Genomic DNA, 22,689 nt, shown 5'->3' with positions numbered 1-22,689 from the left:
GCGTTTATTTGAGGCGCTCTGCCAGATAGCGGGCGTAATCTGGGATCAAAATGTCCGTTGCATCGTTGAAGTTTGGCGACTGGATAATAAAATCGGCGGTCGACACGTTGGTGGCAACCGGAATGTTCCATACCGTCGCCAGACGCAGTAGCGCTTTGACATCAGGATCGTGAGGTACGGCGTTCAGCGGGTCCCAGAAGAAAATCAGCACATCAATTTTCCCTTCTGAAATCAGCGCGCCCACCTGCTGGTCGCCCCCCATCGGACCGCTCAGCATGGCGTTGACGTCCATTCCCGTTGCGCGTTGGATTAAGTTTCCCGTCGTTCCTGTGGCGTACAGAACGTGCTTTTCCAGCAACGGCTGGTGGCGTTCCACCCAGCTCATCAACATCTTTTTACAGTGATCGTGTGCAACCAGCGCAATATGCTTACGCGCTGGCAATGTGCGAGTTGTTAATTCCATAGTACAGCTCCCAAGTTAACCTGGTTACAGAGTACTGGAAGCTCTTGACGCTGCAAGAGAAAGACAAAAAAAATGCGTATGCGAACATAAATGTCATGAAGGAGGCTGTTTCTGAGCCCATTGCAAAAAGTTACTTCGCGTTTGTGCGTCTGCCTGTTGGTACCAATATTTTAAGCGCTGTTCGGTTAGCGTTTGCGACTGAGGCGGCACGCGATCCAGTTCAGATACCCCGGAAAGCAGCGAGCTGTCATCGGCCATCATCGTAGCAAACTGCGGTAATGACGCATGTTTAGCCGCTTTGTTATAGCGTTCAGTTTCCATTTCATAATTCACTATTTTCGCTGTGGATGTGATTGACAGAATATCCAGCTTGACGGGGATAGGCATGGAGTCCCCATCCAGCAATTCCACACGTGGAACGTCATCAAAATGCGCTGTATCCCGCTCATTGTTCAGACGCGGGAGGTGGAAATTAACCTGGCTGACGAGTTGCGTATCAAAGCTGATGACCAGCGGAGGCGAAATATACAGACGTTCTTCGTGGCTGGACAAGCGAATGGTTTTTTCTACGCGAAATACGAGCTGGTGGCGACCATTTTCCAGCTCGATACTGTCGGCGCCACGCAGTAATGAGCTGGAGACTTTTTTTCCGTCCAGCACCAAAAGGTCAATATCATTAGACAGGCGTAATGAGGTAGCAAAAACGGTTACCGGCAAACACAGGGCAATTAAGGCTGTCACAATGCCGGCTTTCATAGGTTTCTCCTGTCCAGAAAATAGCTGCAAACATGTATCTAAATTTTTCGATAATCACGTTTACTAACATATAGACATATTTTTGAGTTTAGCTCTCATACGCCAGTATGGGATGAATGGTTGCGGGGGCAGGTTTGTCGTACACTTTGTTAAACAGCCTGGAGGAAAACGATGAAAGAGACCGATATTGCTGGCATTTTGACATCTACCCGCACGATTGCACTGGTTGGCGCAAGCGATAAACCCGATCGCCCAAGCTATCGCGTGATGAAGTATTTACTCGACCAGGGCTATCACGTTATTCCCGTTTCACCGAAGGTTGCCGGGAAAATGCTGCTGGGGCAGCAGGGCTATGCAACGCTGGCGGATGTGCCAGAGAAAGTGGATATGGTCGATGTCTTCCGTAATTCTGAAGCGGCGTGGGGCGTCGCTCAGGAGGCTATCGCCATTGGCGCGAAGACGCTATGGATGCAGCTTGGCGTAATTAACGAGCAGGCGGCCGTGCTGGCGCGTGATGCGGGGCTGACGGTGGTGATGGATCGTTGCCCGGCGATTGAGATCCCGCGACTGGGACTGGCGAAGTAAAGTTTGACTGTCGCCGGATGAAACGCACAGGCCCGATAAGCGAAGCGCCATCGGGCCTGTGTTAGTATCAATTACGCAGGCGCGGAGCCTGAAGCTGTTTACGGATTGTGCGCGCCAGTTCATCCATTGACGGTTGCTCCGGATGTTCTTCCTGTAGCTCGCTACTCAGTTGCGCTTCGGCCAGATACGTATGCACTGGCAGACCATTATCGTCTTCCATCACCACGTGATACCAGGGAGCGGCGCGAAGTTCGCTGTTAACCGCCAACTCATCGGCTGACGGCTCATCAAGCGAATATTCCGGGTCGATATCCACGACCACTCCGAGGTAACCTAACAGGGAATGGCGGACCTGCTGGCCGATACCGAATTTGCTGGCAATCATAGTCACCTCCCGGGAAATAGATACCCTCTATGTAAGGGTAATATTCCACTTTTCAAGTTACATGATGCGACAGGCAAACCCTTTCAGATACAGCCCTTCCGGGTAGGTAGCGATCACCGGATGATCGGCGGCCTGACGGAACTGCTCTATAAATTGTACATCACGACCAGCATCTATTGCGGCATCAGCGATGATTTTCTGAAATAAATCGGTCGTCATCAGCCCGGAGCAGGAAAATGTCAGCAGTACGCCGCCTGGGTTCAGCAACTGAATAGCCAGCATATTGATGTCCTTATAACCGCGGCAGGCGCCCATCAACTGGCTTTTATTTTCGACAAATTTCGGCGGATCCATCACGATGACATCAAATTTCTCACCGCGATCGCGATAGGCGCGCAGCAGTTTGAACACATCATCTCGCACGAACTCGGCTTTACTCAGATCCAGCTTGTTCAGTTCCACGTTCTGGCGGGCAATATCGAGTGCTTCCTGAGAGGTGTCGACGCTGACCACCTGACGGCATCCGCCCATTAATGCTGAGACCGCAAAGCCGCCGGTATAGGAGAAACAGTTCAGGACACGCTGGTTTTCCACATAACGACGCGTCGCCAGGCGGCTATCGCGTTGATCGAGGTAATAGCCGGTTTTGTGACCGTGCTGAATATCAACCAGCAGCTTCATACCGTGCTCTTCGATAGGCAGCAGAGCAGGCGGCAATTCGCCCGTGACGGGCCCTTGGGTCAGCGCCATACCTTCTTTTTTACGCACGGCTACATCGCTACGGTCATAAATAGCGCAGTCCGGGAAAACAATTTGCAGAGCATTAATCAGCGCGGCGCGTTGGTATTCAGCCCCCGCGCTGAGCAACTGCAATACGAGGAAGTTGCCGAAGCGGTCAATAGTGACACCTGGCAGGCCGTCGGATTCTCCGGCGATCAGACGGTAGCTGTCCAGACCGTCCTTTTTCGCCAGCCAGTCACGCCATGTCTGCGCCTTCTGCAGACGACGGGTAAAGAAATCAATGTCGATGGATTCAGACTTATCGAAGCTCCAGACGCGCGCACGGATCTGCGACGCCGGAGAGAACGCACCGCGCGCTATCCATTTCCCCTGGTGGTCAACGATATCAACGGTTTCACCGAGGTTGGCTTTACCTTCCATACGTGCGACAGCACCGGAAAATACCCACGGATGGCGGCGAAGTAATGATTTTTCGCGCCCCTTGGCTAACACTAAACGAGGATAATGTGGAATTGTAGATTCAGTCATGCGGAGCAACCTCTCACAAACAGTGACGCGGGTTGGATGAAAGTACCAACCTGAAACCATTAAAATAAAATGGCGCGTAGAGTAGCACAGATGATGAGGTCAATCATCAGCGTCTGGCGCTACTGCATGATGGTATGGCGGGGCCTCTGCTTATCGAGCGACGGTTTAATCTCACTGAACAGGTGCGACAACTTATTCTGTTATCCCCTGCTAATCTATGGACAGATCAGGAGATTGCCGGTCATCTGTCCATCGGTACCTGTTCTTTCATTTATGTTGATAAGGAGAACCGCAATGTCGAAAGTCTGCATCATCGCCTGGGTCTATGGCCGGGTTCAGGGGGTAGGATTTCGCTACACCACCCAGCATGAAGCGCAACGGCTGGGGTTGACCGGCTATGCGAAGAATATGGATGACGGCAGCGTAGAAGTTGTCGCCTGTGGTGAAAGCGAGCGGGTGGAACAACTGATGAAGTGGTTGAAAGCCGGGGGACCACGCAGCGCCAGGGTTGATCGGGTTCTCAGCGAACCGCACCGCCCTGGCGACGAGCTAAAGGGATTTAGTATCCGCTATTAAATACATTTCACCGGTTTCGGCAGGCCGGCAATTTTAGTTGCCTGCTTAGCTGGGCCTTTCGGAAACAGGCGATAGAGATAACGGCTGTTGCCTTTTTCTTCGCCAAACTTGTTGGCCATCGCTTTTACCAGCATGCGGATAGCGGGGGAGGTATTAAACTCCAGATAAAACTCGCGAACGAAACGCACCACTTCCCAGTGTTCGGGGGAGAGAACGATACCTTCGTTTTCGGCGATTTTCTCCGCCAGCGGCTCGCTCCATTGCGTGGTGTCTTTCAGATAGCCTTCGCTATCGGTCTCAATTTCATGGCCTGCAAAAATGAACATAGTGCTCTGTCGATAAAGTAAAAACCGCCCTTAGTTTAGCAAATAAGGGGCGGCGTGAGAAACCTCGACCTACAGAAGAAGCTGTAGCAGATTGTTGGCATTAAGCTTCTTCAGCGCGTTGCATTTATACGTCGAAACCTGTTTTTCGCTAATCTGCGTCATATGCGCAACATGTTTTACCGATTGACCGTTAACCAGCCTGTCGAGAACATTGAACTCCATGCCAGTCAGGCAGCAATTCAGACTGCGTACCCGACGGGGCTCTTTAGCAAGCAGATACGCCGCATCCACGACGGCAATTCTGTCATCAATGATATGTAAGGTCAGCGTGGCAAAACGCTTTCGTAAATGCGTGGCCAGTGCCCAGCCTTTTTCATTGCACACCAGATAAACCGTTCCCTCCCAGCGCCTGGCCTCCAGTTGAAGCAGAATGTCGACCAGCGCCAGATGCGTCCTCGCGACGGAAAAGCGGCAACGCACAACGAGGGTGTCGCAGGCCAACAGCGAACGGTGCCACTGTAACGCGCCGCTCTCAACTTGAGTGTGAGCGTTACGGCGCAGAAGGGCGTAGCGCAACCCTTCGGCATAAAAACGATTATTATCAAGAATGACGTAATTCACGGCGGCCTCTTTATAACGTACTGGGTGTGTAGATGATGCGTAGCGTGCCGGTGTAATCCCCGGCGTTTTTACTGCTGGCTGCAAACGCAGGGGTTTTCAAAACAATAGGGGCTGGTACGCACAGTACGCTCTCACGTCCGCCGGGCAGGACGACCTGACGCAGATGCTGCGGATCGTTGGTGCCTTGCCAGACTAGGGTTTTACCGTTGGCGACGGTTTCGGTTGCGCCCGTGACGGGATTAGTGACGAAAACCTGATAGTCGAGACGATCCCGCGCATCGGTCTGACTTCCGCCGCGTCGCCGGATTGAAAATGCCTCTTCCGCACGGTCCGTTGAGGGGAGACCGTCGTCCTCAAACCGAAGATAAGTGCGGGTGCTGGTACTGTTTTTGCCGTCGTACAGGCACATATCCAGCGTGTTTTCACCCTGGATTTCACTGCCACCCGGCCGCCCCGGGAAGTTGGTCAGGTTGAGGTTAACGATAGGCGTTGAGTGCGGAAATGCCGGCAGATAAATCTGCTGATTACCCGGATCGACAACCTCAATGCGCATTGTGGCCTGCCAGCTAGCAATGGCGCGATAGCCTGGACATCCGGTATTGGGGTCAGCGAAGTTCCCGCCGCAGTTGCCACTATCCCATTGACGCAGGTTCTGCCTCAGCGTTGCGGTCCAGATACCCGGCAGAGCGAGCTTTTCCAGTTCGCTTTTCACGATATAGAAATCGAAGTAGGGTTCTCTGGACCAGTTTGCAACAATCTCTGTCCCTCCCGTGATAAAACTGGGATAGGTAAAGACTTTATTATTGAAAAACATGTAGTGATCGCCATAGACCTTAAGATCTACCGTTTTGCTGGTAAGGGCATGCGTAAAACGTAAATTGATGGCATAAGGTGTCCCCGGGTTCGCTGTGAACCAGGCCGGGGCGGTCATGCAGGCGCCAACTGCGGAGTCGGTACGGGACAGACACGTCAGAGTATTACGTCCCCACTTTTGCGGATCGGCGACATCATAGCCGCTCGGTTCATGAACCCAGATATCAAAGCGCGCGGGGGCGGCCATGCGATCGAAGCTGATACCGACGCTGGTGTTTCTTCCGGCAGGGGCCGCTGCCTGGGTTTGGCCCGCCCACAGGCTTAAAAAAAGTAAAATAATTAAGTGCTTGTTCACATCATTTCCCTTTTGTGACGTTGTCTGCATTCATGGCAGTTGGACCCGTTGGTACCGATCGTCCGGCGAGCATCAGCTGTGCCTGTTGCTGGACAGTATCCGGCAGGGCAGAGAAGGTTAATTCCCGGCAAGGGATCGACCCGACGTAACGCACGACGTCGCGCATACTCTTTACGTTCAGCTCGCACTGATAAAACTGCTGCTGACGCACCAGGTAGAGGTTATGCAGCAGAGCGTCGCTTTGAGCGCTAAACCCGCCGTTGCCAAGGTCGCTCCAGCCGTTAACGTTCAGTGGCACGCCGCCGATAAACGGCGAATGTTGCTCGTCAGTTAACTGGCCGAGCCAGGTGTAGCTTGCCGTGGTTTGCACGTCCCGGCGGAGCAGTTTGCCTGGCACCATAAACAACGTTCTGCTGCCTGAACCTTGTGTGATTTCACTGCTGGCACCCCGCGAGACATCCAGCGATTCGTTAATCGTCAACGTAGTCTGCTGATAGCCCGGCACGGCGAAGAGGGCGCGGCTATTGCCTGGAATGTCTGCACTGCCGCCGTTATCCAGCGACACGGCAATGCTCGGATCCTGGGAATCTTCCGGTGTGGCAACGTTAACCGCGATGGCTGAAGCAGGACGTCCGTCGCTCCAGCGGCCCAGCCACAGACCAGAGCGCGACAGCGCAAGCGTGGAGTTGTAATTGCCGCTGCTGCTCAGGGTATGGCGCCGATCCTGACGATCCCAGGCATCGCTGACTGTCAGGCTCCCGTTGCCATATCGTCCGCCCTGGCGCGTGTAGGCAGAGGTATTGAGTGAATCGCTGTTAATACCTGATGCGCTCAGTCCATACTCATTTTCACCACGTGCGTCGGCATACCAGTTGTGCGCCACGTTATAGCTCAGCTGGTTTTTATCATGCTGCTGGTGCTGCCATGTCGCGCCCAGAGAGGTATAGCTTGTCGCATTGCCCTGACGGTTATGCGCCATTGACAGGCTCACGCTCAGGTAGCCGCCTTTATCCCTGCCTTCGCGCGAGTCATCGTTACGCATGAAAAGGTTAATGCTGCTGTTGATGTTCAGACCGCGTGTGCTGAAAGCCGTACTCAAGCCACCCTGCCAGGCCCGCGTGCGTGAGCGGGTCATATAAACCGACTCCCAGGGCAAGCCTGCATCGTGGCGATCGTCACTGTCCGGGAGTTCCCGACGAGAAACGTACCGTCCTTCGTTGCGGTTATCCGAATATCCCAGGCTGGCGTACCAGGTGCCGACAGGGACGGAGAACATCACCGACAGGCTTCGGTAACAGCCATTTACGGCGTCATATCCCGCGCTTCGGGTATTGCAGTTTTCCGCTGATAACGCGTTGCGATAGAAGCTCAGTGAAAAGCCGTCGTTATAGCTGATTTGCTGAATATTGCCGCGTTGTCCTTCGCTGCCGTAAAGGTAGCTAAACCGGGTCGAGAGTACGCCATCGATCGGACCCGCATTGAAACCACGACTCCAGTCGAGTGCATTTTCCAGAAAACGTTGGTTTTTCTTTATCGCTGCGCCACTGGTGAGTGCCAGCGTTGGAGTGACAGGCAGGCGGACACCCGCCTGAGCGACCGCGCTACGTTCATCGTTTTGATTGTTATTGTCTGTTTCGCCCGCCTGCAGGAACCACTCGACGCGGTCAAACGGCGTAATACCGGTACGGGTAAACGGTATCTGCTCGGTACGTGTCAGCCGGTTATTTTCATAGACGGACAGCGTCACGGTATAGCTCCCGTCTGGGAACGATCGCGTGTCCAGGGTCTGAGCCCCGGCATTGAGATAAAAACTGGCCAGCAGTTGATTGCCCCGGCGGGCGTCAATACGCGCATCATGGGAAAGCAGCACGGTGATGGGGGTACCCTTTGACTGCTGAACCGGATTGATCCATGCCCTTGTCGAGCCTGTGCGCAGGCCGCGAATTTTGCCCAGCGGCAGTTGGCTGAGGTTGATATTCCCACCAGCATTACTGAACAGATCGCGGGTATCCATCTCGCCTAACTGAATATAGTACTGACGCCAGATATCCTGGCGAAACCAGGCATTGTTGACGGTTATTTCTTGTTGCTGCTGGTGCCTTGAACGCTGCCCCAGCCAGGTCCAGTCGAGATTAAAGTAGCCGTCCTGCGTCATGGCCAGCGCGCCATTGCCCTGAACGGTGGCTGACTGGTAATCCCTGTCGGCAACAAAATTGATATTCTGTTGATGGATCAACGCATTCTCAGTGCCCTGCGTAGGCTGATACCACTGGTTTTCTGTGGTCTGTTTAGGCAGAAATTTCTTGTTCAAAAACAGGCTAATGCGCGCGTTATTCTCATCATAGATAATGGCCGCGCGATGGGTATCAATGTAATCACATCCCGTTGCGGAGCCATTGCTGCTGCACGCCAGGTTGCCGTTACGGGCAAGTGGAACGGCGAGAGCTGCAGACACGGTGGCAACGAGGGCAGGAGCGTCATTAAACTGACGTTTGATAGCCGCGACCACGGTTTCGGGTGCGACAAAACTGACCGATTCAAGTGTGATATCCGTTTCAAAAAGGCCAAGCGATTCGCCATAGAGGTTAACCTCTATCCACAGGCGCTGCGTTTTCGCCAGATCTTCGAAACCTGCCGGGACGGCCATCTCGGCGCAGGCGAGTTGGATGGATGCGGGTAATAAAGCAACTAAGAGGAGAGTATTTCTGTGAAACGCCATGACCAAGCCTCGACATCATCCTGACGTCAGAGGGTGGGCACCCTCTGACGTTATCCCTTATGTACTGTGGTGTTACGCACCGCCTTCCGTGGTCGTCGCCTGCGTCAGCATCAGGCTGACAACGCCGCTGTACTGACCGGTTTTCAGAATGCCTTTGGTGGTCTGAGAAATGGTCAGTGGCAGTACCGCTGAACCGTTTTCAATGCTGCCTGGGAACAGTTCAGTTCCGGTAAATTCGGCATCGGTGGTAGACAGTGTTTTATCACCCAGAATCACCGTCATCGGTACAGTCTCGTCGCCATCCATATTGGTGAGCTTAGCTGCGCTAACGAGGCGCACTTTGACATTGCTGGTGGCGGAGTTAGACCACACCTTGGTGTTCAGGCGGTAGCTTTCCAGCCCACGACCTGGCAGGTACTGCATGTCGATGCTGGCCGGCAGTGGCGTGTTATCGGCCTGAGTCATATCCAACTGTGAGTCAACGCTGGCGTTGACGGTAATATCTTTTTGAATCGCCAGCGCGCTAAAGGACGAGGCCATCGCGGCAACAATCATCAGAGGTTTAATATAGTTACGCATTGATATCTCCATATTTACAAATGAGCACCTTGGCTCTTTAAACAAACTACGTGGGTTTTTACTGTGCCGTCGTGTTATTGCACGACGGGTAAATCAGCTTCTTCAGCGGTTTTATTCACCCAGTTGAAGTAGCGGAACTTATATTTCTGACCCTGTTTCATAGTGAGCGTTTTTAATTTCCGTTCAGTGTCCGGATAAATCGTCGCGTCTTCTTTTATCCATTTACACGATGAAACAGCATCACAAATACCAATCTCTCTGAGCGGCACACGCAATGTGCCGTTGTTTTTTAACGTTCCCCGGCGAGGGTCAATCGACAGTGAAATTACGTTTTCTTCTGGAGCAATGTGGACCAGTGCGCCCCAGATCACATTGACACCTAATGTCGCCATTGCTGCAGGGGTTTCTGCCTTGCCCGGAATAATGCTGTCAGGTTGTTTTACCCCTTCAAAATAGACACGCCAGGTGGTCTCTTTTTTCGGCGGTATAAGCGATACCAGACGAACAACGCGCATCGCGCCTGCAGCTAGAGCAAATTTCTCGGGCGTAACCACCACGCCACCTTCTTTCCACGAAGCGACGTCAATTTCTTTTTCCTGGGCCGTTCCGGGATTAAGAATTTTCTTTTGCCTCACCCGAATGAACTGAATATCATCCGTTTTTGAAGCCACCTTTATTTGCGCCGCACCGGATCTGTCTACATTCAGCTCCATGGGATACACGCTCATATTGGCCATTGTCATTTCTGAGAAAAATGGCAATGACAGCGCGGCGACATAAAAGGCGGTTGTCATGCTCACTCTTTTTTTCTGTTTCACAATCAGTCTGCCTGCTCTGAGTTTAAAGGCGGCGCGTTAACACCAGGACACCTTCTGCTTTCGTATCGCTTCAGGGCAGGGAAACTTTAACCAGAACAGCGGTTTGTGAAAATTTGTATTAGTTAACTCGTTATATACAGTTTTTTATCCTGCTTTTCTGGCTTTAAGGTTGTATAGTTAAGCGAAAATACCGCGGCCAAGGATGGGAGGAAAATTCCTTCTGATGAAAAAATAAGCAGGTCAGGGGGCGGTTTTCATATCGACGTACCAGGGAATAAAAAGCATGCGGTAACAGCCGAGAATAAAAGATGTTTTTTATATGCAATAATTCGTTGTTATTTGATCCTGAAGCACATGCAATAAGTCTTGTTGGACAACCCGAGTCTGTATTAACACTTTCGGCGCCAGCCGTTCGTCTTTTACAGGAATTCATTAAACACCGAGGACGCGACTTAAGCCGGGAGGAATTGATCGCTCGCGTGTGGGAAGAATTTGGCTTTACGCCATCAGGAAATAATCTCAATAAAGCGGTAAGCGAACTGCGTAAAAGCTTCCAGTCTCTGGGAGAGGGGCACGAATTGATCGTCACTGTCCCGCGCTATGGTTTCCGTTTTGATGCTGATGTGATTTTTCAGCCTGGAGAGAAAATTCAAGCCGTTGATCCCCAACCCCCCTCAGCGCAACAAGATGTACAGCCCCGGCGAGTATCCCTGAAAAAGTGGTTCAGAATAGGGGCATTGATTGCCGTGCCGTTGGGAGCGATCTTTTACGTTAGCCGCCCGCAGGAGATAACTGTTCCGGCGAAATTAAAGCCGGTCCAGGAAAAAATCGCGCGTTGTAGTATCTGGGTTATCGAAGATCATGGACGGCCGTTAGTGCTATCAAAATTAGCTGAGCGACTGGAGGCCAATGACGTGGCTTGCGAGCGCGAGGAGTATGCTATTTATTTTTTCAGCGCCCGTTTTTCGCTTGCAACTGCTGATGAACTGTTTATCGGGGCCTGCCCGGTCAATAAAACACGTCTGTGCAAGACCATTCGCTATAAAAACGGGGCTGGAAAATGAAAATAAGGCTTCTTTTTGGACTGGGCGGAGCCCTGGTCGGCGGCGCGCTGGCGCTGTTTTACTATTGCGGCGCGACGGGAAAAAGCGATGTGCTGGCCTGCAGCACTGAATTTAACTTTACGCGCAATGAGGGGAAAGCAAGTGAAGTGAAGGTAAATGCCCTTGCTCAGTTCTATTTTCATCGGGACGGTACAGGGTTGACCACTTATAAAGGTGCGGCAAGAGCTGGCGGGCAAAATTTTATCGTTGACAGGGATGTAGACTTTACGTGGGAGCAGCGGGACGATGACAACGTCATTGTATTGACCTACACCAAAACCTGGCTTCGCCACAATGACAATACGCCGAATGCCCAATGGGGGAGCTTCGCCTATCCGACTTCACGCTACTACCTGACGATCTCTGAACTTTCACCTGCTGTGTGGCTTATTCAGGACCGGCGCTATCCTACCTATATCTGCCGGGGTCAATAAGGTATAAAAAAAGAGAATGCCATTGGCATTCTCTTTTTTCGTATCAGTGATGCTGATTAATCGCGGCTGGCGAAGCCCAAAATGCTCAGCAGGCTGACGAAGATGTTGTACAGCGAAACGTACAGGCTGACGGTGGCACGGATGTAGTTGGTCTCACCGCCACGGATGATATTACTGGTTTCAAACAGGATTGCCCCTGAAGAAATCAGAATAAACACCGCGCTGATCGCCAGATGTAAAGCCGGCAACTGCAGGAAGATATTCGCAACCATACCAATCAGCACCACCACGATCCCTGCCATCAGCATACCGCCGAGGAAGGACATGTCTTTCCGCGTGGTCAGCACGTAGGCTGAGCAACTGAAGAAGACCAGCGCCGTACCGCCCAAAGCCATGGCGATAACATCACCCATGCCCGCAGACAGGTATGTGTTCAGGATCGGTCCCAGAATGTAGCCCAGGAAGCCGGTGAAAGCGAAAGCTGACAGAATACCAACCGGTTTATCCGCCGTTTTATAGGTCAAGAACATCAGACCATACATACCCACCAGCGTCAGAATAAGCCCCGGAGAAGGCAGCATCAGTACGGTACTGGCAGTCGCAGTGAGCGCCGAAAACGCCAGCGTCAGGCTGAGCAGGAAATAGGTATTGCGCAGCACCTTATGCGTGCTGAGTAGCGATGTACGATCGCGTGAAGAACTAATAATACGATCCATGAGTCACTCTCTTATGACAGATGTAATTAATGATGGAGGATAATGAAATCAAGGGGAATGACACAGCGGTTTTACCCATCTTTACGCATTTTAACCCGCCAGGCTTAAGCATATTATTTCAACAAAAGCTCCCGAATCAGATGTTAGCACTATATGTGTAAAAATGCCTGTTAGATATCTGCCAGGTAACTGAAAAATATTGCGTTATTCCTGTTTCTCTCTGACAGTGGCAGCGGTGTCTACATAAAACAGAGCAATAAGGTAAAGGGAATGATTCAACATAAATCGAAGATATTGACGTTTACGCTGTTGACTGTCTGTTTGATGTCTATCAACGGCGCGGCGATGGCGGCAAATGTTCCCGCAGGAACAATTCTTGCAGAAAAACAGGAACTGGTCAGAAACAATGGCAGTGAGCCAGCGTCGCTGGATCCGCATAAAGTCGAAAGCAACGTTGAGTTTAATTTAATCAGCGATATGTTCGACGGACTGGTGGCGGTTAAGTCGGATGGGTCTATCGAACCCCGGCTGGCCGCGTCCTGGGAGAACAAAGACAACACCGTCTGGACCTTTCATTTACGTCCGGGCATAACCTGGTCAGATGGGTCTGCCATTACCGCACAGGATGTCGTCTGGAGCTGGCAGCGTCTGGTCTCACCGCAAACAGCTTCACCTTATTCCTCGTATCTGGGCAATATGCACGTAGCAAACGCCCTCGATATTGCCCAAGGGAAAAAAGATCCTGCCGATATCGGGGTCAAAGCCCTGGATGATAGCACGCTGGAAATTACCCTGACGCAGCCAACGGCGGCGTTTCTGGCGATGCTGGCGCACCCGTCACTGGTTCCGCTGGATAAAGTGCTGATCGGCCGCTTTGGTGATAAGTGGACCCGGCCAGAACATTTTGTCTGCAGCGGGGCGTACAAGTTATCGCAGTGGGTAGTCAATGAGCGCATCGTTGCCGTGCGTAACCCGCATTATTGGGACGATCGGCACACCGTCATTGATAAGGTCACTTATTTGCCCATCAGTTCAGAGTCCGCAGACGTTAACCGCTATAAGGCCGGCGAAATCGACATTGTGTATAGCGTCCCGGTCAATCAGTTCGCGCAGTTGAAAAAGACGATGGGCGATGAACTCCATGTCTCACCTCAGCTTTCAACCTATTACTATCAGTTCAATACGACTCGAGCGCCGTTTAATGACCCGCGCGTGCGCCGGGCGCTGAATATGGCGTTAGATAAAGACATCATCGCACAAAAGGTGATGGGGCAGGGACAACGCGCGGCGTGGGTTATCAGCCAGCCGGAAATAGGGGGAGTGCAACTGCATGCGCCGGAATATGCGGCGTGGCCGCTCGAAAAACGCATTACCGAGGCTAAGAAACTGCTGGCTGAAGCCGGTTATGGCCCTGAGCATCCGCTTAGCCTAAATCTGCTCTATAACACCTTCGAAACGCACCAGCGTATTGCCATTGCCGCATCGTCAATGTGGAAGAAAAACCTCGGCGTAGAGGCGAAGCTGCAAAATCAGGAATGGAAAACCATGCTGGATACCATGCACACCGGTAATTTTGACGTCGTGCGCTACGCATGGATCGCCGATTATGATGATGCCTCAAGTTTCCTCAATATTTTCCGTACCGGCGATAGCGAGAATACCACCAGGTACAGCAATCCCGCTTTTGATGACGCGATGCGCAATGCGGCGAAAGCAACTTCGCTGGAGGAGCGAGGCAAATACTACCAGCAGGCTGAAGACCTTTTAGGAGAGGATGTGCCAGCGATTCCGGTTTACCACTATGTCCGCACGCATCTTGTGAAGCCGTGGGTGGGAGGATTTGCGCCAGATAACCGGGGAAATTACTACACCAAAGATATGTTCATCAAAAAACATTAAGCGCTGTAGCCAGTATTTGTGCTGAATAAACGGTCAATCTGTTGTTATTTCAGTCGATTAACAATATTTTGGCTGTTTTTCAGGCAAACGAACGCATTGGTGCTTTACAGGTCCGTTCGGGATGTTTATAGTGCGCCTCATTGGAAGCGTGGCCGAGCGGTTGAAGGCACCGGTCTTGAAAACCGGCGACCCGAAAGGGTTCTAGAGTTCGAATCTCTACGCTTCCGCCAAATTTAACAAGGGGTTAGCTAAACGCTAACCCCTTTGTTTTTTGAGCAGAAGAATAAAGAAAGAATATTCGGAAAGAATATAATAATACTGAAATGCATAACTATGCATAAAAATACATATTTATGTTTTTTTTGATGACGAATTTTGATCTGACATCAATATAATAACCTTGTTTTTCATATTTTCTTGATTTTTCAGCAAAAATGTGGATAGTTGACCCTGAATTAGTCATGAAGAGGGAACATCGTGTCTGCAACTATCCATAATTTTATTGTTCATCAAATTAAGCGTGACAGCTCTAGAGCAGCAATGTTAATAGAGCGCTTTCAAGAGAATGATATAGATGAGCTCACTACTGATGTTGTTAGTAGTCTTTTAAGCTTATTTAATAAGACCGGATTACAGACAGGAACTTTTAGCCAAGTTAGCGGAAAACCTAGATTTGAACAGGTTTTAGAAAGATATTCTTCCATCAATGATGATGTTTTTTCTTTCCCTGACTTCACTCAAATGTCAATTGATTTGGCTAGAATTCTTGAGGGTGAAATGAATAAAGGCGCTGGTAAAATAGCGAAGCCAACATATATTGTGTTTTTTCATCACTCATTCGGTTCTAAACACTATTTATCGGTTATTACTCTTCTCGAAACAAAAGGTTTTACTCTAGAGGAACTATCGTTCAAGCTTATTGATAGACTTGATCTTGATAAATTGCATCTTGCAGCAAGAATAAGACTTAATGATTGGAACGATGAAATAGATGAAAGATATATATCTTTTAGAGTAGGGCGTGCAAGCGAAATTCGTGATTACTTTAAAGATTTCATAGGTTGCGAAGAATTCACTCAGGCTAAAATTGAAACTAAAGGATTAGTTGATGCTATCAAACATTGCCTGCAATTAGTTCATGAAAGTGAACCACAAATAATAAATGAAAAGCTAGAATTGGCAGAGGATTTTTGTAAAAAGCATAAGGATGATGATGGGAAAATCAGTCTCGAAGTTTTAGGCAGACATTTGTTTCCTGAACATGAGCATCTTCTACTTAATGTGGCACAAAATGAACCGTACAATTTAAGTGAACGTGTTAGCATTGATAACACCGGTTTGAAAGCGTTAGTTCGTTATCGCGGCAGTGATAAAAGGATGAGCATAAGTTTTGATGCTGATTTATTGACATCTAAAACGGTTGAATTTGACTCAACAACTGGAAAATTAACATTCAATCAGATACCAACGGTTTTACGAAAAGCATTAGAAAAGGGATAATGTAGGGGGCTGAAATGGCTAGATTTGAAAGTATAAAACAATTACTCGCGTTGTCCAGTGAGGATATTGTTTATGCTGATGATATTGTCCATGTTCATCTGCCAATGGTTCAGATAGTATATGATTTTGCATCAATATGTGCTGAACAAAATTTAATATCACAGACGTTTTCATTTGTTTTTAAAGGGCAGTCTCGTGATAGAGTATTCAGTCTATGGGATGAACTCCCATCATCTATTACTAATGGAAATATCACTACCTTTGAGGTTTCACTAAATCTCAAATCTTTGCGCATGAGTGGTATTCATATTTATTACGATGAAAATGAGTTAATCGAAATATGCCCTTTGTCGCCAGAGCGATTTCTAATAATAAAGTTAGGGATAAATAATGGTGATTGTACTATCTGTCCTGACGAATATTCAAAAAACGAAATAGCTAGGTATCGACAAGTTAAAAAAATATGGGATCTGCTTTCATCTTGCTCTGATCACCAAGATGGACATGAATTAATATTTTTATATAAGCAAAAGATCAGTGTTACATTAAATTATAACATTAAAGATCTTGAGCATGAATTTGATGGATTTGCAAAGCTTGATAAAATTTTTTCTGATGAATTACATATGGATGCCAAATGTAATATCATGCGTAGTACTTTGCACTCTTTTCTTTGGCGTGAAAAACGCTCTGATTCATTCAGAAAGTTACTAGCAGAATTCACTCTCTTTTGTCTTGTTTTTGAAGAAAACTATCGAACTTTTTCAGTTGGATTTAGTTTTGATAAAATACGTAAAGAGTATTCAGAACGATTTAGAGATTATTTATCAAAACTAAATGGAATAATGTACGATACTTTGACAAGAGCATTGTCAATTCCTATTTCTAGCTTAATAAGTTTCGTAGCAATGAAAGGAGATTTTTCTGGTAGCTCTGCAATTATTAACGTTGGGGCGTTATTACTTGTTCTCTTTGCATCAATAAATATATGGTATTTGGTTAAGTTTCAGTCGTCTATGATCAGGATTTCACAGTCTGAATATAAAGATTTGTTTGATAATATTAGAACAGAATTAAAGGATCTTGAATTAATTGAGCTGAGTCAGAAGGAACAGGAACTCAATGATCAATCACAAAAAGTAATATCAACATTGAATTTTGTGCAATCAATTTCTATCTGTAACCTTATTCTTAATGCGGCATTATTTATCATAACTGTTTTTTAAAGGCTGTTGAATCACAGCCTTGGTCAATTATATGGGAGGGAGATCTAGAGTCGGGCTGATTTGTACTTTTCTGTCATAAATAAGTACCTGACTTTCCGTCTTGTGACCGCTGAATATCTGCTTATCCCTACTACTCCCTTCAAAATCTGAAATAGCTTTTGCCTTAATGTCGTGAAACGTGTAATCCAGTTGTCGATTAAGTTCACTCTGTGCTGCCCGCACGGCCTTTAGCCAGCGATTATTGAATGTCTTGCGGATGAACTGGCCGCGATCGCTGTTATAGAGAACCAATGCGTCAGGTGAAAGCTTCGGACATGCTACCTGTGCCGTTTCCAGCGCTTCCTGCAGGCGAGGTGTCCAGACCTTTATCTGTTTTTTACCGGTTTTACCCTGTTGGATAAAAATCCCTTTATCAGATATTTGCATCCAACGTAGTTCGAGTACGTCAGCTTGTCGCGCGGCGCATAAGTAAGATATTTCCATTGCGGCTCTGACTACGTGATCCGCATGTTTATAAATTGCCAGGTAATCTTCGTCAGTGATGTATTGTTCACGAGCCTTGAGAGAAAATTTGCTGACGCCGGAACAGGGGTTTCCCTTCACATATCCGCGCTCATATCCCCAGCGGTAAACGCGAGACATGCTGCTCATTTCCTGGTTGGCCTGGTTCTTACTTTGCAGACCACGACGATCCATAAACTGGCGCACGTCTTCTGGTTTGATTATGTCAGCTTTAACCTTGCCGAATACAGCTAGTAGTTTTTTCTGATGTTGCAGATAGTCACGCTGGGTTCGTATTGCCAGCTCTGTGTAGTAGGCGCTTTTGAGAAACATTCCCCAGAGCTTTTCGAACGTCATTACATCTGAGTAATTCCGTCGTTCTTCCTCATACCGTTTCCATAACGCTGACATAGTGAGAGTGATTGGCCCCAGTGTCACGGTCTCCCGTGACGTGGGTTTGTAGTAGTAACGCGTTTTTGTTTTGGATACGCGCGGCGGCAGTTTGTTATCTCCAGGATCCTTTCTTCTGCGCCCCATTTAAATAGCTCCGAAATCGGGTTTTTCTTCTGCGCTGGTCTGATCGGTGATCTGTCCGTTCAATACAGCGTTAATGTGTGTCCAGGTAACCATCGGGCGACCTTCCCGGTCGGGTATGTACGAGACGCCGCCGCGGTCGAGGATTTCCCTTTGTTTTGATGCTTTCTGATAACCGGTAAACTCAATCAGTTCTGCGTCTGTTAGCAGGTCGTTTTCTCTGGCCATGTTGGTCTTTCCTCATCATCCGGTACACGGCATCATCAGCATCACTGCATGCGCGTTCGATGTCTGACTGGGTCAGAGTCTTCTTTCGTACGCTTGCCGATAACCGGCCAATCTTTATATCGAAATCTGTGAGCAGAGTAGCTCCGGGTTGCCATCGCAGCATTGCAGCCTCCTGTGTTGGGTGAGGCCACAATGCTAGCGATAGTGTGGTTTTATTTCTGATTACGCTTAATCAGGTTTTCGGGTAGGAATGCTCCTTTCTCACGAGTTACTTTAACGCTTTTCGGCAGGTGCATTCCCAACTCGCAACGGCTACGAGCTTCAATAATGCCGTTACTGCCATCTGAAAATACTACGTGTACCGCATCGCCACGTTTGAGGGATAGTTTCAGCATAGTTATCGTACCTGTAGTGAGCGTTCGCCGATCTCAAGGTGGGCACCCGGTACCGGATTTAACAGTTCTGCTGGCACTTCACCACCATCGGCAGTGATTTGTGCTGCGGCAGCTTCCGCAGCCTCGATCGCTTCTTTGATGGCTTTTTTGTCCGGAGCGACAATCGTCTGAACAGTAACCAACTCATCCGGTAATAGCTTTTCGTTGTCGATAACAACGCTGACGCTACCTTTACGGGCAGTAAAGCTATTCTTAGGGGTCTTGAGCTTGTCCAGATTAGCAGCAAGCAGGCAAGACAGAATATATTTACGAAGCGTTTTATCTTTATTTTCGAAAGACTTTTTACGCTCAGCTAGGCGCTTTATTTCTTCATCGCATGTTTTCGCATGGCCGAGGTTATTACGCGCGATGACCATGATGGCATCCAGCTTATCCGCCAGTTCACCTTCAATTCCTTCCAGTGTATCGGTGATCATTTCCGGAGTTAGTTCATCAGAGCTTTCCAGCAATTGCAGAAGATTGGTGTAGTCAGCAGCTAACGCGATTGCAGTAGTCATTATGCATTCTCCTGGGATTTATTCAGTTCAGCGATACGTTCATCTTTGATGGATGTCAGGCGACGCAGACGCCCACTTAAATAGCGCGCATGTTGCGTGTCACCCTTCGCTTCTGCGTCCTTGCGATGCACCTCTGCTTCACGGGCAATCGAAGAATAAACCTTATTGATCTCGTTCTCAGACACAGCTGATGCAAGAGTATTTGCTACTCGGGTCAGTTTATCGTCCAGTTCCTGACGTACGCGGGCTGCATCCTCTGCGTTTTCGCTGGCGTTTTTGAGTGCAAATTCAGCTTTATTTCTCTGGCGATATTCCGGGTTATCGTACAGGCCCATGAAAATATCCGCGCAGAAACCGAGTGCAGACAATGCTTTCTTGGTTGCGTCAGTCAGTGATTTTTTTGTCGCTTCACCATCGCAAATTGGGCCGTATTTGCTGCCGTAAATATACGGGGTACACCCGAATGAAATCTCTTCACCGCGCGCACCATTCCGGATGTACCAAAGACTGATTTTGATAACGTGGTGTTTTTCTGTAAGGACGCCACCGATACCGTCCGGGATGAGTTCCCATGTGTTATTACCGTCAACCCCTTTGACTGTGCGAGTAATTGGCGCGCCATCGTCAAAGCGTTCTTCAAGAATATCCACACCCCAGCCGATACCTTTCGGACCAAATTCGCGGGTAGCGATCATGGTCATGTAGGTGCCATTGATTGAGGTTCCGCCGCCATTCACAGAGAATGCGGAGGTAAAGCGCTCATCTGTTTTGAAAACTTCTTTCCACAACTCCAGGTTGTCGTTTTCGCCAGCCTGCATTTCATTAATACTCTTAACCAGTTCAGACGCCTGAGGAAGCGATTCTTCACGCTTAACACGCTCGACGAGCTGATCCACATCCTGAACGAGAGCTTTCACTTTATCGCCCAGATTTTCATTCGGTTGGTCAGCAGTCTCCTGGCTGGTCGCATATACTCCGTAACCCATATTGTTTAGCGTTTCACGATCTTGTTCCGCTTGGTCTTCTGTAACTTTTTCCTGTTCTGTCACTTCCGGTTTTTCACCTTCATTTGAGGCTGTTTCAGGCATAGTTCCATCACGCGAAAGTGTTCCGTCATCGTGGGTTGAATCCTGTGGTTGGGTATCGGTTTTAACCCATTTAGGATCATTAGGGTCGCTGATACCTTCCACATATTCGCCGCGTTCTGCCGCAAGCTGCTTGCTGGTTCTTTCTGCATCCGTTTCGGCACATTCGAGTTGACCATGTTCAGCGAGCCATGAATCAATATGGCGTCGCAGTGACTCAGGGAAATGGTATGTATCTTTAGATGGGACATTCTGAATAACCCCAAAGATACTTGGACGGTCATATTTGAGAATCTGCTCGGTAGTACGCAATGCCGCTGACCAACGTTTGAAATCCTCACGGTCATCAGAAATCATTTTTTCCGCATCACGGAGATTTCCTGATAACACAGGCGCATCAGGAGCGATGGGAAGTAGGGCAACGGCAATTTCCTGATCCAGTGTTGCGTAGGTGTGTTTATAACCACGTTGTGGTGCCACAACGACATTGTCATTTTTAACGCAGGTACTAAGTGATGATGTTTTGTTTGGCACCATCTCATCACGCTTACTTGGGTTTTCCAGCCAGCGTTTAATAAATTGTGAAATCGCAGCCTTACCCGGTGTTTGATCTTCAAAGTTTGCGTAAATGGCCTGAATGAGATTATTCAGCCCTTCAACATGCATATGTTGCACGGGTTCGTTATTGTGCAGCGCGTGGAGAATATTGAGATTAACCCGATCATCCTCATCAAAGGATTCATCGTTATTTTCAAGATTATCGAGATAATCCAGCACCTGAGAGTAAAGAACTCCATCGATGGGAGAATCGCTGAACATAAGGACGGCCGCGAAGCGTTCCCGGGATGGTAGCTTTGCCAGATCGATAATCTCGTTACTGGCTGGCAGGTTTGAAACGTTGGTCTCCTGTTCGTTGATGACCCATTTTTCCCCGTCGAATGTGTGTGCCAGGGCAAATTGTTCATCGAACTTACCAACAGCCGGCAACGGCAGACCTTCAGCATGTTCCCATAACTTGGGTTTGAAATAGTTGTCACCGTTGGCTGGGTAGGCTTCCCAGAGTTTGCCGGTCATAATGCTTTCTGCCACTTTTTTGTTTGGCGCATCAATTGCGATCGCCATCTGAACGGCCCCGCAATCTTTAACCGCTGATTTTTTTGGCTCAAATAAGCCGTTGTAGATGGTCATTGGTCTTTCCTCTTTGGTTACTGGCGCTGGTCTGGCGCCGGCTGATCAAAATGGGATATCGCTTTCCTGAACAGGGGTGTGATCAATGCAAAGCAGTTGCTGAATTTTGTCGTCGACACAGTCAATTTGACGTTGTGCTTCCGCCGCAATCGTCTCTTTCTGGCCGCGCAGCTGGTCGACCTGCAGAGCAATGATGTCGAATGGCTCAGGCTGGTTTATATCAAGGGTAATTTCACGGGTTTCCAACAAAACGTAGGTGTCCGGAAAGTTGCGTGACATGTCACAGGTGGCGACGATGTATTTATCCGAAGAAAACGTTTGGGTATGGTAGTGAATGTACAGCTTTACTGGTATGGCAAGCGCTTCCATAGCGGCTCCTTAGTGATGTATACTCAGAGCCGATCAGTGTTGGCTCTGTCCTGCATTGGTCTTTCCTCGCTACAGGGTTGGTCCCCTGTGGCACCTTCCTGGCGGATTGGTCTCCGCTGGGGTAAATCAGCCCACTCAGGTGGGCTTTTTTACGTCTAAAGTTTGCCGGTCTTTCCCGGCAGTCAGGGCTGGTCATGCCCATTGGTCTTTCCTCCCGGTCTTTCCCGGGGTCAGAGCAGGTCAGGCTCTTTGGTCTTTCCTCGCCGCTTCCCTCTCTTCGAGGGCTTCGGTTTTCACCGAAGGGTCACAAAATAGTTACTGTGTAAAAAAGGAGCCCATCGTAGGGACTGGGCAAAGACTACACACAGCAATGGCTATATATGAATGTGGCGCCAGATGCTTATCTTCTGGTTGCCGTCGAAGCGGCTGCAATTCACCACAATCAAAAAGAGCGAGCCGCGCCCAGTTACACGTCGGGATTGGGATTCCCTAAATACAGACGTTGGCCACTATGGTTTTTAAAGCCCGCGCTCTTTGATTGTGGTGCTCCGTTAACGGGGAGCAGGCGGCTCTTTAAGCCTCACGGGGCGTTCTATGCGCGGGATACTGAGCGAAACCGCGTTCACTGCCGTGACAGGGGGCTTGTGTGGTGTTACGCGCCCATTGCTCTCTACTTCCACCACTGCAAC

At 49.1% G+C, this 22,689-nt stretch carries 24 protein-coding genes, 1 tRNA gene and 1 pseudogene; 9 read left to right on the top strand and 17 right to left on the bottom strand.

From position 1 onward, the window contains the following. Nucleotides 1-4: 4 nt before the first annotated feature. The gene (gene mgsA, locus HVZ39_RS16295; RefSeq protein WP_016152487.1) at nucleotides 5-463 is read right to left on the bottom strand and encodes a methylglyoxal synthase; all 459 of its coding nucleotides are present in this window, start codon (nucleotides 461-463) and stop codon (nucleotides 5-7) included. Nucleotides 464-556: 93 nt separating this feature from the next. Next, the gene (locus HVZ39_RS16290) at nucleotides 557-1,219 is read right to left on the bottom strand and encodes a DUF2057 family protein (protein WP_019076417.1); all 663 of its coding nucleotides are present in this window, start codon (nucleotides 1,217-1,219) and stop codon (nucleotides 557-559) included. A 171-nt stretch (nucleotides 1,220-1,390) separates the two neighbouring features. On the opposite strand from HVZ39_RS16290, the gene HVZ39_RS16285 reads away from it, so the two are divergent. Further along, complete coding sequence (locus HVZ39_RS16285) at nucleotides 1,391-1,804, top strand: CoA-binding protein (protein ID WP_016152489.1); 414 nt, start codon at nucleotides 1,391-1,393, stop codon at nucleotides 1,802-1,804. A gap of 67 nt (nucleotides 1,805-1,871) precedes the next feature. Here HVZ39_RS16285 and hspQ read toward each other — a convergent pair whose 3' ends face one another. Both hspQ and rlmI read right to left on the bottom strand, forming a co-directional pair. Continuing rightward, on the bottom strand, nucleotides 1,872-2,189 hold the full coding sequence (gene hspQ / locus HVZ39_RS16280) for a heat shock protein HspQ (protein ID WP_016152490.1): 318 nt from the start codon (nucleotides 2,187-2,189) through the stop codon (nucleotides 1,872-1,874). 57 nt (nucleotides 2,190-2,246) lie between these two features. Next, a complete protein-coding gene (rlmI, locus tag HVZ39_RS16275; protein WP_181632701.1) occupies nucleotides 2,247-3,458 on the bottom strand; it encodes a 23S rRNA (cytosine(1962)-C(5))-methyltransferase RlmI in 1,212 nt (403 codons plus the stop codon). 113 nt (nucleotides 3,459-3,571) lie between these two features. On the opposite strand from rlmI, the pseudogene HVZ39_RS26690 reads away from it, so the two are divergent. Both HVZ39_RS26690 and yccX read left to right on the top strand, forming a co-directional pair. Further along, a pseudogene (locus HVZ39_RS26690) lies at nucleotides 3,572-3,754 on the top strand (hypothetical protein); the annotation flags it as partial. Beyond that, complete coding sequence (gene yccX, locus HVZ39_RS16270; RefSeq protein WP_016152492.1) at nucleotides 3,753-4,034, top strand: acylphosphatase; 282 nt, start codon at nucleotides 3,753-3,755, stop codon at nucleotides 4,032-4,034. The pseudogene HVZ39_RS26690 and the gene yccX, both read left to right, overlap by 2 nt. Here yccX and tusE read toward each other — a convergent pair. The 6 genes from tusE to HVZ39_RS16240 all read right to left on the bottom strand — a co-directional run bounded on the left by tusE (nucleotide 4,031) and on the right by HVZ39_RS16240 (nucleotide 10,265). Continuing rightward, nucleotides 4,031-4,360, bottom strand: a complete 330-nt coding sequence (tusE, locus tag HVZ39_RS16265; RefSeq protein ID WP_016152493.1) for a sulfurtransferase TusE — start codon at nucleotides 4,358-4,360, stop codon at nucleotides 4,031-4,033. The genes yccX and tusE overlap by 4 nt on opposite strands. Before the next feature lie 69 nt (nucleotides 4,361-4,429). Further along, nucleotides 4,430-4,981 carry a LuxR C-terminal-related transcriptional regulator gene (locus HVZ39_RS16260; protein ID WP_016152494.1) on the bottom strand — a complete coding sequence of 184 codons (552 nt, stop codon included), beginning with the start codon at nucleotides 4,979-4,981 and terminating at the stop codon, nucleotides 4,430-4,432. Nucleotides 4,982-4,991: 10 nt separating this feature from the next. Then, the gene (locus tag HVZ39_RS16255) at nucleotides 4,992-6,149 is read right to left on the bottom strand and encodes a CfaE/CblD family pilus tip adhesin (protein WP_181632700.1); all 1,158 of its coding nucleotides are present in this window, start codon (nucleotides 6,147-6,149) and stop codon (nucleotides 4,992-4,994) included. A 1-nt stretch (nucleotide 6,150) separates the two neighbouring features. Beyond that, nucleotides 6,151-8,868: a TcfC E-set like domain-containing protein gene (locus HVZ39_RS16250; RefSeq protein ID WP_181632699.1), complete on the bottom strand. Its 2,718-nt coding sequence runs from the start codon at nucleotides 8,866-8,868 to the stop codon at nucleotides 6,151-6,153. Nucleotides 8,869-8,940: 72 nt separating this feature from the next. Continuing rightward, a complete protein-coding gene (locus tag HVZ39_RS16245; protein ID WP_016152497.1) occupies nucleotides 8,941-9,447 on the bottom strand; it encodes a CS1 type fimbrial major subunit in 507 nt (168 codons plus the stop codon). A gap of 74 nt (nucleotides 9,448-9,521) precedes the next feature. Then, nucleotides 9,522-10,265, bottom strand: a complete 744-nt coding sequence (locus HVZ39_RS16240) for a fimbrial protein (RefSeq protein ID WP_047359363.1) — start codon at nucleotides 10,263-10,265, stop codon at nucleotides 9,522-9,524. Between the two features lie 308 nt (nucleotides 10,266-10,573). On the opposite strand from HVZ39_RS16240, the gene HVZ39_RS16235 reads away from it, so the two are divergent. Both HVZ39_RS16235 and HVZ39_RS16230 read left to right on the top strand, forming a co-directional pair. Next, entirely contained in the window at nucleotides 10,574-11,329 is a 756-nt protein-coding gene (locus HVZ39_RS16235; protein ID WP_181632698.1) for a winged helix-turn-helix domain-containing protein, read from the top strand. Further along, nucleotides 11,326-11,802 carry a hypothetical protein gene (locus HVZ39_RS16230; protein WP_019076424.1) on the top strand — a complete coding sequence of 159 codons (477 nt, stop codon included), beginning with the start codon at nucleotides 11,326-11,328 and terminating at the stop codon, nucleotides 11,800-11,802. Before HVZ39_RS16235 ends, HVZ39_RS16230 begins: the two co-directional genes overlap by 4 nt. A 56-nt stretch (nucleotides 11,803-11,858) precedes the next feature. Here the strand turns inward: HVZ39_RS16230 and yccA are convergent, their stop codons facing one another. Next, nucleotides 11,859-12,518, bottom strand: coding sequence for an FtsH protease modulator YccA (gene yccA, locus HVZ39_RS16225; protein ID WP_016152501.1), 660 nt, complete (start codon nucleotides 12,516-12,518; stop codon nucleotides 11,859-11,861). Nucleotides 12,519-12,788: 270 nt separating this feature from the next. Here yccA and HVZ39_RS16220 point away from each other — a divergent pair, with 270 nt between their 5' ends. From HVZ39_RS16220 to HVZ39_RS16205, 4 genes are all read left to right on the top strand, one after another. Beyond that, on the top strand, nucleotides 12,789-14,417 hold the full coding sequence (locus HVZ39_RS16220) for an ABC transporter substrate-binding protein (RefSeq protein WP_053389928.1): 1,629 nt from the start codon (nucleotides 12,789-12,791) through the stop codon (nucleotides 14,415-14,417). A gap of 142 nt (nucleotides 14,418-14,559) precedes the next feature. Further along, nucleotides 14,560-14,647, top strand: a tRNA-Ser gene (locus tag HVZ39_RS16215). Between the two features lie 247 nt (nucleotides 14,648-14,894). Continuing rightward, nucleotides 14,895-15,917: a nucleoid-associated protein gene (locus HVZ39_RS16210; protein WP_181632697.1), complete on the top strand. Its 1,023-nt coding sequence runs from the start codon at nucleotides 14,895-14,897 to the stop codon at nucleotides 15,915-15,917. Nucleotides 15,918-15,931: 14 nt separating this feature from the next. Beyond that, complete coding sequence (locus HVZ39_RS16205; RefSeq protein ID WP_181632696.1) at nucleotides 15,932-17,143, top strand: hypothetical protein; 1,212 nt, start codon at nucleotides 15,932-15,934, stop codon at nucleotides 17,141-17,143. 27 nt (nucleotides 17,144-17,170) lie between these two features. Here HVZ39_RS16205 and HVZ39_RS16200 read toward each other — a convergent pair whose 3' ends face one another. From HVZ39_RS16200 to HVZ39_RS16175, 6 genes are all read right to left on the bottom strand, one after another. After that, the gene (locus HVZ39_RS16200) at nucleotides 17,171-18,181 is read right to left on the bottom strand and encodes a tyrosine-type recombinase/integrase (RefSeq protein ID WP_181632695.1); all 1,011 of its coding nucleotides are present in this window, start codon (nucleotides 18,179-18,181) and stop codon (nucleotides 17,171-17,173) included. Beyond that, nucleotides 18,182-18,406, bottom strand: a complete 225-nt coding sequence (locus HVZ39_RS16195; protein ID WP_181632694.1) for a DUF4224 domain-containing protein — start codon at nucleotides 18,404-18,406, stop codon at nucleotides 18,182-18,184. A gap of 212 nt (nucleotides 18,407-18,618) precedes the next feature. After that, nucleotides 18,619-18,801 (bottom strand): hypothetical protein, encoded by a 183-nt coding sequence (locus tag HVZ39_RS16190; protein WP_016152506.1) that lies wholly within the window; start codon nucleotides 18,799-18,801, stop codon nucleotides 18,619-18,621. A gap of 2 nt (nucleotides 18,802-18,803) precedes the next feature. Beyond that, nucleotides 18,804-19,358, bottom strand: a complete 555-nt coding sequence (locus HVZ39_RS16185; RefSeq protein ID WP_001648803.1) for a siphovirus Gp157 family protein — start codon at nucleotides 19,356-19,358, stop codon at nucleotides 18,804-18,806. Then, entirely contained in the window at nucleotides 19,358-21,631 is a 2,274-nt protein-coding gene (locus HVZ39_RS16180) for a hypothetical protein (protein WP_181632693.1), read from the bottom strand. Before HVZ39_RS16180 ends, HVZ39_RS16185 begins: the two co-directional genes overlap by 1 nt. Nucleotides 21,632-21,676: 45 nt before the next feature. Then, on the bottom strand, nucleotides 21,677-22,000 hold the full coding sequence (locus HVZ39_RS16175) for a hypothetical protein (RefSeq protein WP_181632692.1): 324 nt from the start codon (nucleotides 21,998-22,000) through the stop codon (nucleotides 21,677-21,679). Nucleotides 22,001-22,689: the final 689 nt, after the last annotated feature.

Source organism: Citrobacter sp. RHB35-C21, assembly GCF_013816515.1.
Taxonomy (GTDB): Bacteria; Pseudomonadota; Gammaproteobacteria; order Enterobacterales; family Enterobacteriaceae; genus Citrobacter; species Citrobacter braakii.
This window is presented reverse-complemented; position numbering and strand designations above follow the sequence as displayed.

Bases quoted from the DNA above. Each gene is read 5' to 3' on its own strand.
- HVZ39_RS16195 (WP_181632694.1), bottom strand. From the start codon at position 18,406: ATGGCCAGAGAAAACGACCTGCTAACAGACGCAGAACTGATTGAGTTT.
- HVZ39_RS16245 (WP_016152497.1), bottom strand. From the start codon at position 9,447: ATGCGTAACTATATTAAACCTCTGATGATTGTTGCCGCGATGGCCTCG.
- HVZ39_RS16285 (WP_016152489.1), top strand. From the start codon at position 1,391: ATGAAAGAGACCGATATTGCTGGCATTTTGACATCTACCCGCACGATT.
- HVZ39_RS16290 (WP_019076417.1), bottom strand. From the start codon at position 1,219: ATGAAAGCCGGCATTGTGACAGCCTTAATTGCCCTGTGTTTGCCGGTA.
- HVZ39_RS16175 (WP_181632692.1), bottom strand. From the start codon at position 22,000: ATGGAAGCGCTTGCCATACCAGTAAAGCTGTACATTCACTACCATACC.
- HVZ39_RS16180 (WP_181632693.1), bottom strand. From the start codon at position 21,631: ATGACCATCTACAACGGCTTATTTGAGCCAAAAAAATCAGCGGTTAAA.
- yccX (WP_016152492.1), top strand. From the start codon at position 3,753: ATGTCGAAAGTCTGCATCATCGCCTGGGTCTATGGCCGGGTTCAGGGG.
- HVZ39_RS16185 (WP_001648803.1), bottom strand. From the start codon at position 19,358: ATGACTACTGCAATCGCGTTAGCTGCTGACTACACCAATCTTCTGCAA.
- mgsA (WP_016152487.1), bottom strand. From the start codon at position 463: ATGGAATTAACAACTCGCACATTGCCAGCGCGTAAGCATATTGCGCTG.
- yccA (WP_016152501.1), bottom strand. From the start codon at position 12,518: ATGGATCGTATTATTAGTTCTTCACGCGATCGTACATCGCTACTCAGC.
- HVZ39_RS16190 (WP_016152506.1), bottom strand. From the start codon at position 18,801: ATGCTGAAACTATCCCTCAAACGTGGCGATGCGGTACACGTAGTATTT.
- HVZ39_RS16235 (WP_181632698.1), top strand. From the start codon at position 10,574: ATGTTTTTTATATGCAATAATTCGTTGTTATTTGATCCTGAAGCACAT.
- hspQ (WP_016152490.1), bottom strand. From the start codon at position 2,189: ATGATTGCCAGCAAATTCGGTATCGGCCAGCAGGTCCGCCATTCCCTG.
- rlmI (WP_181632701.1), bottom strand. From the start codon at position 3,458: ATGACTGAATCTACAATTCCACATTATCCTCGTTTAGTGTTAGCCAAG.
- HVZ39_RS16200 (WP_181632695.1), bottom strand. From the start codon at position 18,181: ATGGGGCGCAGAAGAAAGGATCCTGGAGATAACAAACTGCCGCCGCGC.
- HVZ39_RS16205 (WP_181632696.1), top strand. From the start codon at position 15,932: ATGGCTAGATTTGAAAGTATAAAACAATTACTCGCGTTGTCCAGTGAG.
- HVZ39_RS16250 (WP_181632699.1), bottom strand. From the start codon at position 8,868: ATGGCGTTTCACAGAAATACTCTCCTCTTAGTTGCTTTATTACCCGCA.
- HVZ39_RS16230 (WP_019076424.1), top strand. From the start codon at position 11,326: ATGAAAATAAGGCTTCTTTTTGGACTGGGCGGAGCCCTGGTCGGCGGC.
- tusE (WP_016152493.1), bottom strand. From the start codon at position 4,360: ATGTTCATTTTTGCAGGCCATGAAATTGAGACCGATAGCGAAGGCTAT.
- HVZ39_RS16220 (WP_053389928.1), top strand. From the start codon at position 12,789: ATGATTCAACATAAATCGAAGATATTGACGTTTACGCTGTTGACTGTC.